The sequence below is a fragment of the Bacillus sp. SIMBA_031 genome, assembly GCF_046535225.1.
GTDB lineage: Bacteria > Bacillota > Bacilli > Bacillales > Bacillaceae > Bacillus > Bacillus velezensis.
The window spans coordinates 938,189-953,913 of the sequence record NZ_JAWRXC010000001.1; the positions used below are offsets into that span (position 1 = coordinate 938,189).

Genomic DNA, 15,725 nt, shown 5'->3' on the forward strand with positions numbered 1-15,725 from the left:
TCCATCTTATATTATGATTATATCATGCTGAAAAGCTCTTGTCAAATTTTTTTGAAGGGGAGATATAGAATGAGTTCTTTGGTTCTCGGCATTCACGAAATTGAAAAAACACAGCCTTTGCTCGTTGGAGGAAAAGGGTTACATTTAGGGGAATTATCAAAAATTCAAGGAATACAAGTACCGGAAGGATTTTGTGTCACAACCGCAGGATATCAAAAAGCCATTGAACAAAACGAAACGTTACAAGCGCTGTTGGATCAACTGACCATGCTGAAAGCGGAGAATCGCGATCAAATTGGTGAAGTCAGCAAAAAGATCCGGCAAACCATTATGGAAGCAGAAATTCCTTCAGATGTAGTCAAAGCAGTTGCTTGCCATCTCTCCCGGTTCGGCGAAGAACATGCCTATGCCGTACGTTCCAGTGCGACAGCTGAGGATTTACCGCATGCTTCTTTTGCCGGTCAACAAGACACCTATTTAAATATTACCGGCGTCGATGCGATCTTGCAGCATATCAGTAAATGTTGGGCGTCCCTATTTACGGATCGCGCGGTCATTTACCGTATGCAAAATGGGTTTGATCACAGCCAAGTTTATTTATCCGTTATCATCCAAAGGATGGTGTTCCCTCAGGCTTCGGGAATTTTATTTACCGCTGATCCGATGACCGGAAACCGAAAGCTGCTGTCCATCGATGCCGGTTTTGGACTTGGTGAAGCACTTGTCTCCGGCTTAGTCTCTGCCGATTGTTATAAAGTACAGGACGGGCAAATCGTCGATAAGAGAATAGAAACTAAAAAATTGGCTATCTATGGACGAAAAGAAGGCGGAACAGAAACACAGGAGATCGCTCTTGATCAGCAAAAGCTTCAAACACTGACTGATGAACAAATTTTACAGCTGGCACGTATCGGGAGACAGATCGAAGCTCATTTCGGCCAGCCGCAAGATATCGAATGGTGTTTGGACCGCGATACTTTTTATATTGTCCAAAGTCGTCCGATCACAACGTTATACCCCGTTCCTGAAGCGAACGATCAAGAAAATCACGTCTATATCTCTGTTGGTCATCAGCAAATGATGACGGATCCCATAAAACCCCTTGGATTGTCTTTTTTTCTGTTGACGACTGCTGCACCCATGCGTAAAGCCGGCGGAAGGCTATTCGTTGATGTCACACATCAGCTGGCATCTCCTAATGTCAGAGAAGTTTTCTTAAAAGGCATGGGGCAGCACGATCCGCTCTTAAAAGACGCACTTATGACCATAATAGAGCGAGATGATTTCATTAAGCCGATACCTGATAAAACGGCACCGATTCCCGGCAAAGGCAATGCAGATATGCCGGAACAAGCTGAAAACGATCCGGCAATTGTTTCTGATTTGATTAAGAGCAGTCAAGCATCGATAGAAGAGTTAAAACAAAACATCCAGGCGAAATCAGGATCTGATTTATTTCGTTTTATTTTGGAAGATATCCAGGAATTAAAGAAGATTTTATTTAACCCAAAAAGTTCGGTGTTGATTCGAACTGCAATGGATGCTTCATCATGGATTAACGAAAAAATGAACGAGTGGTTAGGTGAAAAAAACGCAGCAGACACGCTTTCTCAATCTGTATCCCATAATATTACCTCAGAAATGGGGCTTGCGCTATTAGACGTCGCTGATGTGATCCGCCCTTATCCAGAAGTAATTGCCTATTTAGAGAATGTAAAAGATGATCACTTTTTGGATGGGCTGGTGACGTTTGAAGGCGGGCGGGAAACCCGTGACGCTATCTATGCTTATCTCAGCAAGTACGGAATGCGATGTGCCGGAGAAATTGATATGACAAGAACTCGATGGAGCGAAAAACCAACTGCACTTGTCCCTATGATTCTTAATAATCTCAAAAACTTTGAGCCAAATGCCAGCCAGCGGAAATTTGAGCAAGGGCGGCAGGAGGCGTTGAAGAAAGAACAAGAGTTATTAGACCGATTGAAGCAATTACCGGATGGTGAACAAAAAGCCAAAGAAACCAAACGAATGATCCGCATCATCCGGAACTTCAGCGGGTTCAGAGAATATCCAAAATACGGCATGATCAGCCGCTACTTCGTTTATAAGCAGGCTTTACTGAAAGAAGCCGAACAACTCGCAGAAGCGGGCGTTATTCATGAAAAAGAAGACATATACTATCTCACTTTTGAAGAACTTCAGGAAGTCGTACGCACAAATAAATTGGATTACCAAATCATCAGCACACGAAAAGGCGAGTATAAAGTATATGAAAAACTATCTCCGCCGCGTGTTATCACATCTGACGGTGAAATCGTTACAGGCGAGTACAAACGAGAAAATCTCCCGGCCCGAGCGATTGCAGGGCTCCCCGTTTCCTCGGGAGTCATAGAGGGGCGGGCACGGGTTATTTTAAACATGGAAGATGCCGATTTGGAAGATGGGGATATATTAGTTACCCCTTATACTGATCCCAGCTGGACACCATTGTTTGTATCCATAAAAGGCCTGGTCACTGAAGTTGGCGGACTGATGACCCATGGAGCGGTTATCGCGCGTGAATACGGCTTACCTGCAGTTGTCGGAGTTGAAAATGCAACCCAATTGATAAAAGATGGGCAGCGAATACGCGTACATGGAACAGAAGGCTCTATTGAAATATTATAATAGCGGGGGTGTGCAGCATGTCACCAGATAATTCCCGCATTTTAACTAAAAAAGACCGGAACCTCATAAAGGAGGAATCTGGTTTTTTTTATGTGAAAATGACTTAATGTGTGAACACCGTATTTTGTGGGCGGACCCTTTTTAAATGAGTGTGGAAGGCCGCTAAGATACCAAACAAATAAGATTCAGTGACTAAATCTAACGAATGACAATTTTATAAGGGTGAGTAATATCCTTTTTAAGTTCACAACATCTGTAATCCTGATGAATTAAAAACGCCTTAGTTTTTTAACAACTATTTAGGAGTTTTGTTCATGAACAAGTTTTTATTCCGAATTGGATTGTTCGCCTTATTCTTCATAGCGGCAATATTGGCGCAGGCAGGGGAGGAAACGCTCCCGCTTACCAGAGTGAAAATAAAAAATGGTTATCTTAGATGGATTTTTTTAAAAAGTAAAAACGCCATAAAACTTCTTATGGCGTCTGTCCGAACTAAGGGATGCAATGTTTGGGAGACGAATATAAATCGTCAATGTGCTAGAAAAGGAATGCAGCACCTACAATGATTAACAAAATGAACAGCACAACGATCAATACGAAAGAGCTTCCACCGTAATTTCCACCGTAGTTCCCCATATTATTGCCACCTCCTGTTGTTAGGATAGTACATAATATGCCGGACGATAAATTTCGACATAGATTTAAGTCTAAATAAGAAAAAATGGATGTTATGTCTAAAATGAAGAGCTTCTAAGAATATAAAATAATGGAAAGTTAACTGAAAGAGAGAAATGGATTGGACGGTTTGCTGTTTAAAGAGGAGGGATATGGCTAAACATGCAATAAAACTGTGTATGAAAGTGGTGAGCCATGAAGTTACTTCATCATGCAGAGCCACATACGAAGAGGTACAGGGAAATTATAGTTAACGAAAATATTCATCATTTCCCGGGCAAGCGCAGTATACGACAAATCAAAACAAATCACAAAGGGACGGAAGGTACGATACAAGGAGGCTGCTTGCGGGTTTGTGATGCCGATAAAGTTTCCGTTTCAAAAAGGTCATATGTTTATTCGAAATTTTACGTTTATTCCTGCAGAAGGCTTGTAAAAGAAAGTCGGCAAAACTGCCGACTTTCCTAACGGAATTTAAATCTCAACAGATCTAAAGAAACCATCGACACTATCACCGGTGCCGCTATCATATTTCAGGATGTATTCTCCTTTTTGGTTAACGCTGAATTCTTGAATGAACGTTTTCCCCGCATTTAATGTCGTAGAGGATAAGAGTGTATTCCCATTAGGATAATTAATGGTGAATTTGAAAGATTTGCTGCCGTCATTCGCAACAAAAACTCTGATTTTTCCTGGAGAGCTGCCTTGATAGTTGAATGAAACCTTACCGGTACCGCCAGAAAAAGGCTGACACGCGATATACGGAGCGTCACATGACCAACCAGCAGGTTTCATAACTTTATCTGGATTTGGCAAAGGTTTTGCAGAAACATCTGCAGTCCCCATTAGTGGAATTAACCCAAAAGCAAGAGCGCCGGCAATAATTTTCTTTTTCATTCGTATTCCTCCTCTTAATAGTGAATGTGATACAGTTATAAATTTACAATATTTATAAAATAATTCCTTCTTTTTCAAATTGAGAGAAGGAGAAAAAATTAAAAGAGGACAAATAAATGTCACAAATTTACAATCTATACACTGCAGTAAACTGGTCAAAGCATGAAGATGATTTCACTTAAAATGAAAAAGCGGCCTATTGGGTGGGGTATATTTGTAGACAACGATGACCGGGGCGGCTGCGGATCAACTGAAACGAAGTATATTCCCAGGCAAGAGTATTTCTTTTACGTGAAACTTTTATAAAGCATTAACGTATTACTTTATAAAGGTAAATAAGGAGGCTTCTGAATGGGATTAAAAAATTTCTTTAATACTGAGTTAAAATGCTCTATCTGCGGAAAAACATTAAAATCAGGGGATGAGATAACAGCTTATCTTACACTTCCGAGTGAGAAGAAGATGCCTGTGGGGAGAATGGACAAAGTGTTAAGCAAACACTCTGATAAGGTCTGCTGTAAAAAGTGCAGTGAGTAGGTTTTTAGTGTTATGAGGAACCTCTGGCGGGTTTCCTCATAACAAATATCAACCAATTAAATTAGAAAAAAGCGAAATTGTGATGATTAAAGTAGATAAAGAACTGAGGGATACCAAAGGGATCATTTTTCGTTTACTTTGCTTTTTTGAAGGTTTGTTTAGCTCGTGGATCACTGCACCCCATAAAAGCATGGATGCTAAAATGATAAGACTCATATGTAACAACACTCCCTTGTTTTTATGAATTTTACCATATTTATCACAAGAATGTCGATAGAACGAACATCTCCATAAAAAGAAGATTTTTATCTAAAATTGTTGAGAGATTCAGTGAACTATTATGTAGATTAAATTAGAGAAGTTCGAAAAAGGCCTCAAATTACGTTCAGTCACATCTGCGCGGTGGATGTTATGTGGTTGCAAGTGCTTAAAGGGATAGACATGCAGGAAGCAGTGGAAGGTTCTGCGGCTTATGCAGAAAGGGCTCATTTATATTCTGCAGATGAATTTGCGGCGTCTTATGATGAACTGGCTTCACAGTTTGAAGAATGGATGAATAGCCAACAGATGTAGAACAAAAAATGAACTTACCTAATCCTTGGTTAGGTTCCAGAGAAACTGCTTACTCAGAAATTTTATTCCATATTGCCAATCATGGCACTTATCATCGGGGCAGCATAACAACTATGTTAAGACAGCAGGGTTACGCTTCAGCAATGAATGACCTTGTATTATATTGGTATCAGGATTAGTTCAGTACTTGCAAAATGCCCGCCGATTGGTCAGAACTAAAATGACAAAGGTGAGGGCGCTGTGCAAGAATAGAGCTCAAAGGCTGCCGTATCATTCCCGGCAGCCTTAATGATTAGGAAGTAAAATCGATAACCATACGGCCGGTCACTTTGCCTTGCTCCATTTCTTCAAAAATATCATTCACATCTTCAATCGGGCGTTTTGTCACTTTAGGTACAACTTTACCGTCTGCAGCAAATTGAAAAGCTTCCTTCAGGTCTTCTCTGGTACCTACTAATGAACCTACTACCTGAATTCCATCTAACACGAGACGGGGAATATCTAAATCCATTTTGTCCACCGGTAAACCGACGGCGACTACGCGAGCTCCTGCTTTTACAACATCAATCGCTTGATTGAAAGGGGTTTTAGAGACAGCCGTGATGACCACAGCATCAAGCCCTAAATCGTTAGTCACTTCTTTTGCTTTAGCGACGGGGTCTTCGTTTAAACTGTTTACAACCGCATCAGCGCCTAAGCTCTTAGCAAAATTCAATTTTTCATCGCTAATGTCGAAAGCAATTACTTTAGCGTTAAAGACATTTTTTGCATATTGAACAGCCAAGTTGCCTAAACCGCCGACTCCAAATACACCGATCCATTGACCTGGCTTAATTTCACTGACTTTAACGGCTTTATAAGTTGTTACACCTGCACAAGTAATGCTGCTTGCTGCTGCAGGGTCTAAATTTTCCGGCACCTTTATTGCATAATCAACCGCTACGATTGCTTCTTCAGCCATTGCGCCGTCAACTGTATAGCCGGCATTTTTTACATCCCGGCACAAGGTTTCACGGCCAGTTAAGCAATATTCACAGCAGCCGCAGCTTTCAAACATCCAGGCAATAGAGACGCGGTCTCCCTTTTTCAGACTTGTTACGCCTTCACCAATCTCAGTTACAATGCCTATTCCCTCATGACCTAATGTGATGCCTGTAACATCCCCGAAATCAGCATTTTTAACATGCAAGTCAGTATGACATACACCGCAGAATTCCATCTTAACTTTAGCTTCACCATGTCGCAAAGGACGTAATTCTTTTTGTACAATCGCTATACTTTTGTCTTTTGTTGCTACTACTGCTTTCAAATCATACACCCCTTTCAGATATTAGCAGAAAATTTTTACTTATCTTACAATTTAGCACACTGATCTTATTTTGAAAACCCTTACATTTTCTTGCGGACAAGTGTTTCTGCAAAAATTGAGGGAGCTATGCAGGAAAGATCCTTTGGATGATTTGTCATCCGAATGGTGTTTAAATGGGGGATTGTCGTCTCCAAATGCACAGAATTTACATAGTATACATAAATAGACACGTTTTCAAAGGAGGTCTTTTTTTGAGCGATAGAAAGCTGACGGAAGATAAATTCGATAATCGGCTCACTAAGTTTGCGCCCTTTATCAGCCCTAACCCTGTTACATCATTTAATCCGGTTCAAAGATATCCTAAAATCGATAAAACGTCGTTCATAAGTCCGTTTTCCAGCGTGATAGGAGACGTGAGAATAAAGGACAATGTTTATGTAGCGCCAAATGCTGCTATTCGTGCAGATGAAGGAACACCCTTTTATATTGGTTCAAATACAAATCTTCAAGACGGAGTCATTTTACATGGTTTGTTAAAGCAATTTGTCACAGTCAAAGATAAGGCATATTCCATTTATATCGGAAATAATGTAAGTGTCGGGCATGACGCTCTCATTCATGGCCCTTGTTATCTTGGAAATCACACGTTCATCGGTTTTAAGGCAATCGTGTACAATGCAATTATAGGAAAAGGATCATTTGTTTCATACAATGCTGTTATCACAAATGGTGTACAAATTGCACCAAATCGGTTCGTTCCTCCCGGTGCCGACATAGACACACAAGAAAAAGCTGACAGACTCAGAAGAGTGACAGAAGAGGAACGTGAATTTGCACGGGAAGTGCAGCGCGTAAATCAAGAATTTCCCCCTTCTTATAAAGCGTTATTCAGCTAACGAAAAGCAAAATGCGAATATCCTAAATTAAATTAATGCATGAGAATTGGCGCCCCACGATGCAAGGTCAGATAAGTTTTGAGAGTCAGATTTCGGTCAGGGATTCGCAAAGGGAAGAGTTAAAAGCTGTTCATCGGATATTTGTGGGGAAGCTGCAAGAAGGGTCGAAGGTGAGCAGGGCGGCGGATTAAAACTGACCTTCCCTCAAATTTTATCCCAATAGGATTGACAGGAGGATACAATCATAAAAATAAAATGATGATGCTTCGCGAATGAGCCTAAAAGCGGCTCTTTTATAATCCGTCTTTAACGCTTTAACGTAGAAGTTCAGCGCTCATGGTTCTGCTGGATAAGACAACTTTTCTTATACAATTAGCATAGTGAAGTTACTTATTTTTACATAACTGTTGGAAATGGTCTTTCCATCTGAGATAATAAAATTCATCTTGATTGATACATGGGGGAGTAAGGATGGGCTGTTTTTATCAAGCGGCACGCAAACCATTTTACAAACAAATTCCTCAAGCGGTTTTTATAACCGAAGAAATTAGTGCTTTGGATAAACGCTGTAAGAAAGACTCTCTGTTTAAATAAACGAGGTGAAAATCAATGAATGGTATAGAATTCTTAGAATCTGTGTCGCGATTTGGACAACTCATTTTGGTGTTTTCCTGCTACGCCGTTTATTGGAAATTGGGTAAAACGAAAAGGGAGCGAAGACTTACAAAATTCGAAGCTTTGCTTAGGTTCTTTGTAATGTTCGGCCTATCTGCATGGGGGCTGTCGTTTCTTGCTTTGAATTTGTGGTCGTAATCATTCTGTCGATATTTGACTTGCACTGCAGAGAATTACACTGGCAGGATATGATTTTACCCTTAGTGAAAAGAATTTCAGGGGTAATCATTTGAACTTGAGAGCGGCTGATAAGGTGAATGGTGATGCAAACAGAAATCATTACTTATTGATCACAAAAGGAGCCGGCTGCGGAGATGTGTGGATTAAAGGCTTTTACGGATTCGAACACGATGAGCCGGATGTAGATTGGTGAGCCGTACACAGTCAAGGTATTTCCTTGACCTTTTTTAATGGTAATTAAAATTTCTGGATATTAAGATAGTGAATTGATGATCTGCCAAAAAAACATAGATCTTTTAAAGTGATGGATATATACTGATTTTAAACAATAGGAAAAAAATGAGAAATGTATTTTTATAAAAAGCAGGTGAAATATATGGGAGCGGCGACTTGGAGCAAAAGTCAAAGCTATACTTACACATTGGCTTTTTCAAGTTTGTCGTATGGTTTGATCTTCGGGCTATATATGTTTGTATACTCGGGTTTTGTGCCATTTGCATTGGTTACTGTGGTTATCATTGCTTTTTATGCATTTATTACTTACTTTTTGTTTGCTGTTCCTGTGCAACTATGGCTAAGAAAGAAGCCTAAAAAGTTTAGTTTGGTTCATCTTTTCATTTATACAGCAGTCGCTTTTTTAGCCGTGTTCTTGTTCTGGCACATAGGCAATCCGTCAATTGATTTCACAGTTTTCAGAAGTTTCATTTATTACATAATGAGCTTTGTTGCTGCGTTCATATATTGGTTCTGGGACTCTATATTTCTGAGAAATTACAATGTTCACTGCAAGTAAAGCTGATGTTTCCAAAAGAAAGCGGGTGAGGGAAAAATGGAATACATTGAGTTGACTAGGGACAATATTGATGACAATCATATTTGCTGTGCATTAGGTACGAAACAATATGAGGATGCGGTAAATGAAAAGAAGAGCTGGCTCAAAGATCGAATGATTGATGGCTTGGTGTTCTATCGCCTAAATGAACGGGCAAAAGTTTTTATTGAATATTTACCTGCAGAAGAAGCGTGGGTTCCGGTAAGCGCACCTCATTTTATGTTTATTAATTGTCTTTGGGTCTCAGGTAAATATAAGAATAACGGGCATGCGAAACACTTGTTAGAAAAATGTGTGTCAGATGCAAAATCCCGCGGTATGGATGGGATAGTTCATATAGTGGGGAAGAAAAAACTCCCTTATTTAAGTGATAAGCATTTCTTTGAACATATGGGATTTGCTGTGCAAGATGAAGCAGAACCCTATTTTCAGTTGGTGTCACTGACGTGGAATGAACATGCACATCCTCCTGTATTTAAAAAACAGGTGAAAAGTAATTCCGTTAATGATGAGGGAATCACAATATTTTATACAGCTCAATGCCCGTTTGCAGTCGGATTGTTAAAGGATTTTAAGGAACTGATTGAAAAGAAAGGACTTCATTTTCAGGCCCGGCGAATAACGTCAAAAGATATGGCGCAAAAAACCCCGGCAGTTTGGACGACTTTCAGCGTGTTTTATAACGGGACATTTCTCACTCATGAGATGATGAAAGTGAATAAGTTTGAAAAAATACTCAATAAGCTTTTAATGGCTTAACTTTGTTTTAATTACTATTGCTCGTTTCTATATTCGATACTGAGGGTTTTTCACGAAAATTGTTCAGTACTTTACATCGCGGGCGGCAAATGAATGATTACTGTTTTTGACAAAGATGATAACGTCTATCATTATAGTAAAAATAGATTGAGATAAGTTCTTCAACAAACGAAGAAGATCTTTTCAATGATCGATAACAATGAAACAGGAGACTGCAAATGCAAAAAATTGAAACCCATCGCTTAATTTTAAGAAATTTCACCGAGAGAGATTCGCAAGGTCTGTTGGAATATTCGGCACATCCGAGAGTGAATTGCTTTCTTGATGACAGAATGTCTACGTTAGAAGAAGCTGCCGTAAACGTTCAAAAAAGAAGCCGAGATGACTCTTATATTGCAGTTTGTTTAAAAGACAGTAATGATCTAGTCGGAGAACTATTCTATTTAAAAGAAGAGCCAGATACCTATTCCGTTTGTTGGAATTTCAATGCCCGTTTTGAAGGGAAGGGATACGCAAGTGAAAGTGCGAAGGCTTTCTTTGAGTATCTCTTTATGCAAAAAGAAGCAAGAAGGCTTTATGCATATGTTGAAGATGATAACTACAGGTCACAAAAACTATGTGAAAGATTAGGAATGCGTAAAGAAGGTTATTTTCTTGAATTTATTTCATTTACTGCACACGAGGATGGAACACCTAAATATGAAAACACTTACCAATACGCATTGCTAAAGAAAGAATGGTTAAAACAAAAACATAGTTAATAGAATTTGTGGGGAGATAATCTTTCGTTTTCTCCTAAGAGTATGAAAAAATCTTTAGCTGAATAACGAGACAGCAACTTTTTGTCCAGGAGGCTGTTTTCACACTTCTTATGTTTCGTTCAAAACCATATAAAGTTGCTTAAACACGGAAAAAACCTGGCCGGGGGCGGGTTTTTTGCATTTGAGTTGAATTCTTCAATAAAATTACCGATATTACCAGTGGATTGTGGAATTGAAAAAATGCTTAGTTTAGAACGATCAAATGAGATTCAGCTTTGGCAAAGCAGTGAAAATCATTTATAACGTTGTAAAATTCGAGAGAGGGTGAATGCGATGAAAATCCTAAATAACTCTTACAATATCACGAAAGTCCGAAGTTTTTAGCGCTTTTGAGAAATCAAGCAATTAACGCTTATAAAACATCTTAATTTTAAATCGGCGTTTCAGGTAAACTTTATATCATTTCTGTTTTAGTAAACATATTTAAAAACGAAATAGGAATTAAAATATGCAGACAAAGCGGCGAAGCATATCGCATAAAAGGTGTTATCAGATGTATGACCGTTCCTGAAAATAAAGCTTATGAAGAAAGGAACGCTAACTTGAAATCAAATTTAGTTTCGTTTCTATTAGCATTGTCAGGATTTATATTCAGTATTTATATGCAGTCAATGGCTTACTGGAGCAATGACTCTATGCTGTGGTATTGGGTCGGTGCGGTTTTGTCGTATCTATTTGCTGCAGGATCAATGGTTACTCTGATTCTTAACAAAAACAAAGACTCAATTCTAACAATAAGTTGTCTCATTTTAATGATTGTAACCGTTATGCTTATTTTAGTCACAACTTTTTGGACGACTTTTATCATTATTGCATGGCAATCTGGGATGTGAAGCTAAGGGGAATATGATCTTCTTAGTATTTTTTTATTCCTTGGATTAGAATCCCTTTTTATTATTCTTTCAAATTAAATGTAACAATTCTAATATTCATACGTTCTAAATGATAAAGGCGGGATGTCATGAAAAAACGTAAAGTCATTAAAACATTGCTGGTTATTATCACTGTTCTCATAATAGCAGCCGGATTTGCACTGTTTTCTTTAATTTCAGGAGAAAAAGTTAAATATATCGGCTATAGCCAAAGCAAGACGTGGGAAGCGTCAATCGAAAAATCAGGCAAGACCTCTATCGGCCCTAACTATTTCTTGAATTTGTATTACAGAGGTAATAAAGTGAATGAAAAGAACACGGTGATTAAGAGATTAACATTATTTGTTGACGGCCGGAAATATGGTGAAGATAAAGACTATCATCTTTCAGAATACACCGGAGAGAAATTAGAAGGCGGCGGAACGGGAGAAGACCATATTCAAACGTTTGAATATATGCCGGAAAATGAAGTGATCGGTCATGAAATCACTGTTGAAGCAGAATGGAAAACCGATCATGAGTCCTATTCAGAAAAATTCAACCTGAAAAGAACGCATTGGTATGACTGAAAGAATAAAAAGAGGGCGGTATAATCCTCTTTTTGACGCAAAGCCTTTATTTTTGTCTGTTTTTCCTCGATGTGCTGAAGTCGATAAAAGAGGCATTGGAGCCGATAAAATTACTTACTAAAATATACATAAAGAAACCATAAAAAGCTCCCGGCTGGCGTCCGTAAAAAAGAATGGATAATGAGATAAGCAATACAGCCGTAAGCAAGTCTGCAACCAGACTTATTTTTCGGTGAGAGCGGAAATATTCTCTTAATCTTCTGATCTTGTTCAAAGCTGACACCTCTTGATGCTTATGTATAAAAAAATAATACCATTGAAATATATGTAATATCAATGAATAAGGTTGGAAACGGGGGGGTTCAAAGTTGGGGCGATCTTGTGTAAAAGAAAGGATCAGGATGAATGTGACCAGCATCCACCCTGATCAATGGGGTTCACAGTGTTCCATTTCATTGTATTCCAATCGGAATAATATTACAAGGGTGAAAAAGAAATAAGCGGAATGTTTTCGGCTTCTTCTGCTTCTGGAGCGGGAAAAGGAAAGTGAGATGTTTGAATGAAAATAAATGATTATCTGAAGGAAAGGTTCCCGACTTTAAAATTAGTGCCCGGCATTTATCATCAATGGGACGTGGGAATTCATTTTTCTCTCGGCGGCAATATGTATCAATTTAATGAAAGCGGTGCTTTGAATCTTGAGTATTTTCAGCTTGTTCATCATCAAACTGCCGCACTTTTCAATGAGCTGTTTGAACATAGCGATGACATGTTCCTTGTTGCCAACGTGTATAAGCACAAATCTCAAGGTAATCACGCGAGAAAATTAAAGGTTTATCAGCCGTTTCTGAAGTGTAAGGATGATTTATATCGGATTCAAGTGAAGACCTGTCCATGCCCGGTCGAAGAAGAATATGAAATGCAGCAGTTTTCTTTATTATGTAAACGGAAACATCTGCGTATCCCCCAATTACTTAAGGCAGCCGTCCACGAAGATTTTCCGCTGAAGCCAAGGTTCGGGGGCTGTTCCGTTGGGTATCCTGATGTTTTTTTTGTGAATATGACAAAAGATATTATTTTCTTTCTGTATGATGACAGAGGGGGTGAAGTCATTGCTCTTGATGCCGGAAGAATACGAAAGCTTTATGATCAATATCATGATTGGATTGAATTGGACTGAAAATGCACACATGAATTCGAATCCGCTTGTGCCGGCTTTTTTCTTGCTTAGTCGGGCTGCATGAGTGTAATGGGCAGAATTGAAGGGCGCCAGAAACTTTTTTTCCTCTCATACCGACCTTCTGCATGTTAAGCTTCTGTATTTATTTTGAACGAATTCCTATTTGTAAAATGGCTGAATAGAATAACATAAAAGCTTTTTTACACAGTGCAGGAGGAGAGAAATGTGAGGGCTGAACACCGTGATTGTATGGAAATTGGAATTTATTCATTTGCAGAATTATATCCCGATCCTCTGACAGGGAAAACAGTCAGCGCAAAGCAGCGGATAGATGAATTGATGAAGCTGGCGAAACTGGCTGACGACGCAGGGCTTGATGTATTCGGTGTAGGCGAGCATCATCGTCTTGATTATGCGGTATCTTCGCCGCCGGCCATCTTATCAGCGATTTCACAGATCACTGAAAATATTAAGCTGACCAGTGCCACGACTGTATTATCCACCGCAGATCCCGTCCGTTTATTTGAGGATTTTGCAACGCTTGATCTGATTTCAGACGGCCGGGCGGAAATTATTGCGGGACGGGGCGCGTTTTTAGACTCGTTTCCTCTTTTCGGTTATGACGTAGGCCATTATAAAGAACTGTTTGAAGAACACATTGACCTCTTTTTAAAATTAAATTCCGGGGAAGAATCGGTTACCTGGAAAGGACGTTACCGGCCGCCGCTGCGCGAGGCAGAAATTTCTCCTCGGCCTTTTCGCGGAAGCATTCCGCTATGGTTAGGTGTTTCGGGGACTTCGGAAAGCGCAGAACGGGCCGGGCGTGCAGGCGCGGGTTTGGCATTAGCTGTACTGAGCGGTGATCCGATGTCATCTAAGCCGCTTGTTGACAAATACCGGGAAGCGGCTTCTAAAGCCGGTCATCCTCCGGAAAATGTGAAGGTTGCCGTAACCGGACATATGTTCATTTCAAAAACGAATGAACAGGCAATACAAGAATTTTATCCGTATCATTCAAATTACTGGTCTCACGTTCATTCATATCACGGGATCGATGAGCCTTTAACGAAGGAAGATTTTGAGCGGGCGTCCGGAAAAGAAACAGCTTTATTTGTGGGAAGCTCACAGCAGATCATTGAAAAAATCATGCATCAATACGAGTTATTCGGACATCAGCGATTTCTCGCGCAAATCGATATAGGAGGTATGCCGTTTAAAAAAGCCGCGGAAAACATCGAACGATTAGCAGCGGAAGTAGCACCGGTTATCCGAAAAGAAACCGGCAAATCCAGCGAATGAAGTTCTGAGCAAAAGGGGCGGGCCGGTCAATCGCGGATTCGACAACAGAATCGGCCCGGCTTTTTCTTTATGATTATAAAAAACAAAGGGGAAAGCGCGAACCTCATTGCTTTTTCCTATCAAGAAAAGGAAGGTCATTTCATCCTCCATCGTGAAGTGTATACACTGAAAGGTTTTTATTAACAAAAGAGGGAGGATGATGCAGTAATGAAGGGTTTAGTCAAAGCTGCAGTTTTAACTGTTACTCTTGGTATTGGAGGCGCATTCTATTCAAGTGATGCATCTGCGCACGGGTATATAAAAGAGCCCGTCAGCAGAGCGTACATGGGAGCATTAGAGAAACAAACATTGGGCTGGACGGCCGCTGCGCAGAAATATGGCTCCGTCATTGATAATCCTCAGTCTGTAGAAGGGCCGAAAGGATTTCCGGCTGCAGGTCCGCCGGATGGAAGAATTGCGTCTGCAAATGGAGGATCGGGACAAATTGACTTCGGTTTAGACAAGCAGACTGCAGATTATTGGGTAAAACAAAACATCCGCGGCGGTTTTAACACCTTTACTTGGTACTACACGGCCCCTCATGCGACATCAAAGTGGCACTATTATATCACCAAGAAAAACTGGAACCCGAATAAACCTTTGTCAAGAGATGAATTCGAATTAATCGGAACGGTAAACCACGACGGTTCCAAGGCAGATACGAATCTGACTCATAAGATTTTTGTGCCGACTGATCGAAGCGGGTATCATGTCATTTTAGGGGTATGGGACGTTGCGGATACTTCCAATGCCTTCTATAACGTCATCGATGTAAACCTTACACAATAATCTATGAATTACTGATCGGCTGCATGTTGATACATCGGCCGATCTTTTTAGTTTTAATGAGTGCATGAAAAGGGGAAAAACAGCAGAGCGCCATAAACATTTCATTTATGGCGCCGTACGATCATGGAGGTGCTGCTGACATGGATGCGGAGGTAA

17 protein-coding genes and 1 pseudogene are annotated in these 15,725 nt (G+C 40.0%); 15 read left to right on the plus strand and 3 right to left on the minus strand.

All coding sequences use genetic code 11. The features are described from left to right. Positions 1-69: 69 nt before the first annotated feature. Together ppsA and SB724_RS04375 are read left to right on the plus strand one after the other, a co-directional pair. Positions 70-2,667, plus strand: coding sequence for a phosphoenolpyruvate synthase (gene ppsA / locus SB724_RS04370; protein ID WP_410570198.1), 2,598 nt, complete (start codon positions 70-72; stop codon positions 2,665-2,667). Positions 2,668-2,981: 314 nt separating this feature from the next. Next, complete coding sequence (locus SB724_RS04375) at positions 2,982-3,233, plus strand: hypothetical protein (RefSeq protein WP_265971684.1); 252 nt, start codon at positions 2,982-2,984, stop codon at positions 3,231-3,233. Here the strand turns inward: SB724_RS04375 and SB724_RS04380 are convergent. Continuing rightward, entirely contained in the window at positions 3,205-3,303 is a 99-nt protein-coding gene (locus SB724_RS04380; RefSeq protein ID WP_003154037.1) for a YjcZ family sporulation protein, read from the minus strand. The genes SB724_RS04375 and SB724_RS04380 overlap by 29 nt on opposite strands. Positions 3,304-3,816: 513 nt before the next feature. Further along, the gene (locus SB724_RS04385; protein ID WP_088462084.1) at positions 3,817-4,239 is read right to left on the minus strand and encodes a hypothetical protein; all 423 of its coding nucleotides are present in this window, start codon (positions 4,237-4,239) and stop codon (positions 3,817-3,819) included. 351 nt (positions 4,240-4,590) lie between these two features. Between SB724_RS04385 and SB724_RS04390 the strand changes: the two genes are divergently transcribed. Further along, on the plus strand, positions 4,591-4,776 hold the full coding sequence (locus SB724_RS04390; protein WP_003154035.1) for a hypothetical protein: 186 nt from the start codon (positions 4,591-4,593) through the stop codon (positions 4,774-4,776). Positions 4,777-5,157: 381 nt separating this feature from the next. Next, positions 5,158-5,528: pseudogene (locus tag SB724_RS04395) on the plus strand (DinB family protein); the annotation flags it as partial. 113 nt (positions 5,529-5,641) lie between these two features. On the opposite strand, the gene adhP reads toward SB724_RS04395, so the two are convergent. Further along, positions 5,642-6,658 carry an alcohol dehydrogenase AdhP gene (gene adhP, locus SB724_RS04400; RefSeq protein ID WP_410570201.1) on the minus strand — a complete coding sequence of 339 codons (1,017 nt, stop codon included), beginning with the start codon at positions 6,656-6,658 and terminating at the stop codon, positions 5,642-5,644. 251 nt (positions 6,659-6,909) lie between these two features. Between adhP and SB724_RS04405 the strand changes: the two genes are divergently transcribed. The 11 genes from SB724_RS04405 to SB724_RS04455 all read left to right on the plus strand — a co-directional run bounded on the left by SB724_RS04405 (position 6,910) and on the right by SB724_RS04455 (position 15,569). Next, positions 6,910-7,554 carry a gamma carbonic anhydrase family protein gene (locus tag SB724_RS04405; protein ID WP_265971680.1) on the plus strand — a complete coding sequence of 215 codons (645 nt, stop codon included), beginning with the start codon at positions 6,910-6,912 and terminating at the stop codon, positions 7,552-7,554. Positions 7,555-8,163: 609 nt separating this feature from the next. Beyond that, positions 8,164-8,367 carry a hypothetical protein gene (locus SB724_RS04410; protein WP_061581341.1) on the plus strand — a complete coding sequence of 68 codons (204 nt, stop codon included), beginning with the start codon at positions 8,164-8,166 and terminating at the stop codon, positions 8,365-8,367. A gap of 91 nt (positions 8,368-8,458) precedes the next feature. Further along, positions 8,459-8,602, plus strand: coding sequence for a hypothetical protein (locus tag SB724_RS04415; RefSeq protein ID WP_410570203.1), 144 nt, complete (start codon positions 8,459-8,461; stop codon positions 8,600-8,602). A 183-nt stretch (positions 8,603-8,785) separates the two neighbouring features. Further along, the gene (locus SB724_RS04420; protein WP_061581383.1) at positions 8,786-9,202 is read left to right on the plus strand and encodes a UPF0715 family protein; all 417 of its coding nucleotides are present in this window, start codon (positions 8,786-8,788) and stop codon (positions 9,200-9,202) included. Between the two features lie 36 nt (positions 9,203-9,238). Beyond that, positions 9,239-10,000 (plus strand): GNAT family N-acetyltransferase, encoded by a 762-nt coding sequence (locus SB724_RS04425; protein WP_410570205.1) that lies wholly within the window; start codon positions 9,239-9,241, stop codon positions 9,998-10,000. Between the two features lie 218 nt (positions 10,001-10,218). Next, positions 10,219-10,761 carry a GNAT family N-acetyltransferase gene (locus tag SB724_RS04430; protein WP_105937684.1) on the plus strand — a complete coding sequence of 181 codons (543 nt, stop codon included), beginning with the start codon at positions 10,219-10,221 and terminating at the stop codon, positions 10,759-10,761. Between the two features lie 557 nt (positions 10,762-11,318). Beyond that, a complete protein-coding gene (locus tag SB724_RS04435) occupies positions 11,319-11,654 on the plus strand; it encodes a DUF3902 family protein (RefSeq protein ID WP_410570208.1) in 336 nt (111 codons plus the stop codon). A gap of 128 nt (positions 11,655-11,782) precedes the next feature. Beyond that, entirely contained in the window at positions 11,783-12,262 is a 480-nt protein-coding gene (locus tag SB724_RS04440) for a DUF4944 domain-containing protein (protein ID WP_410570210.1), read from the plus strand. Positions 12,263-12,821: 559 nt separating this feature from the next. Further along, complete coding sequence (locus SB724_RS04445) at positions 12,822-13,442, plus strand: DUF3885 domain-containing protein (RefSeq protein ID WP_410570212.1); 621 nt, start codon at positions 12,822-12,824, stop codon at positions 13,440-13,442. 225 nt (positions 13,443-13,667) lie between these two features. Next, entirely contained in the window at positions 13,668-14,741 is a 1,074-nt protein-coding gene (locus tag SB724_RS04450) for an LLM class flavin-dependent oxidoreductase (RefSeq protein ID WP_410570214.1), read from the plus strand. A gap of 207 nt (positions 14,742-14,948) precedes the next feature. Beyond that, entirely contained in the window at positions 14,949-15,569 is a 621-nt protein-coding gene (locus SB724_RS04455; protein ID WP_003154023.1) for a lytic polysaccharide monooxygenase auxiliary activity family 9 protein, read from the plus strand. Positions 15,570-15,725: the final 156 nt, after the last annotated feature.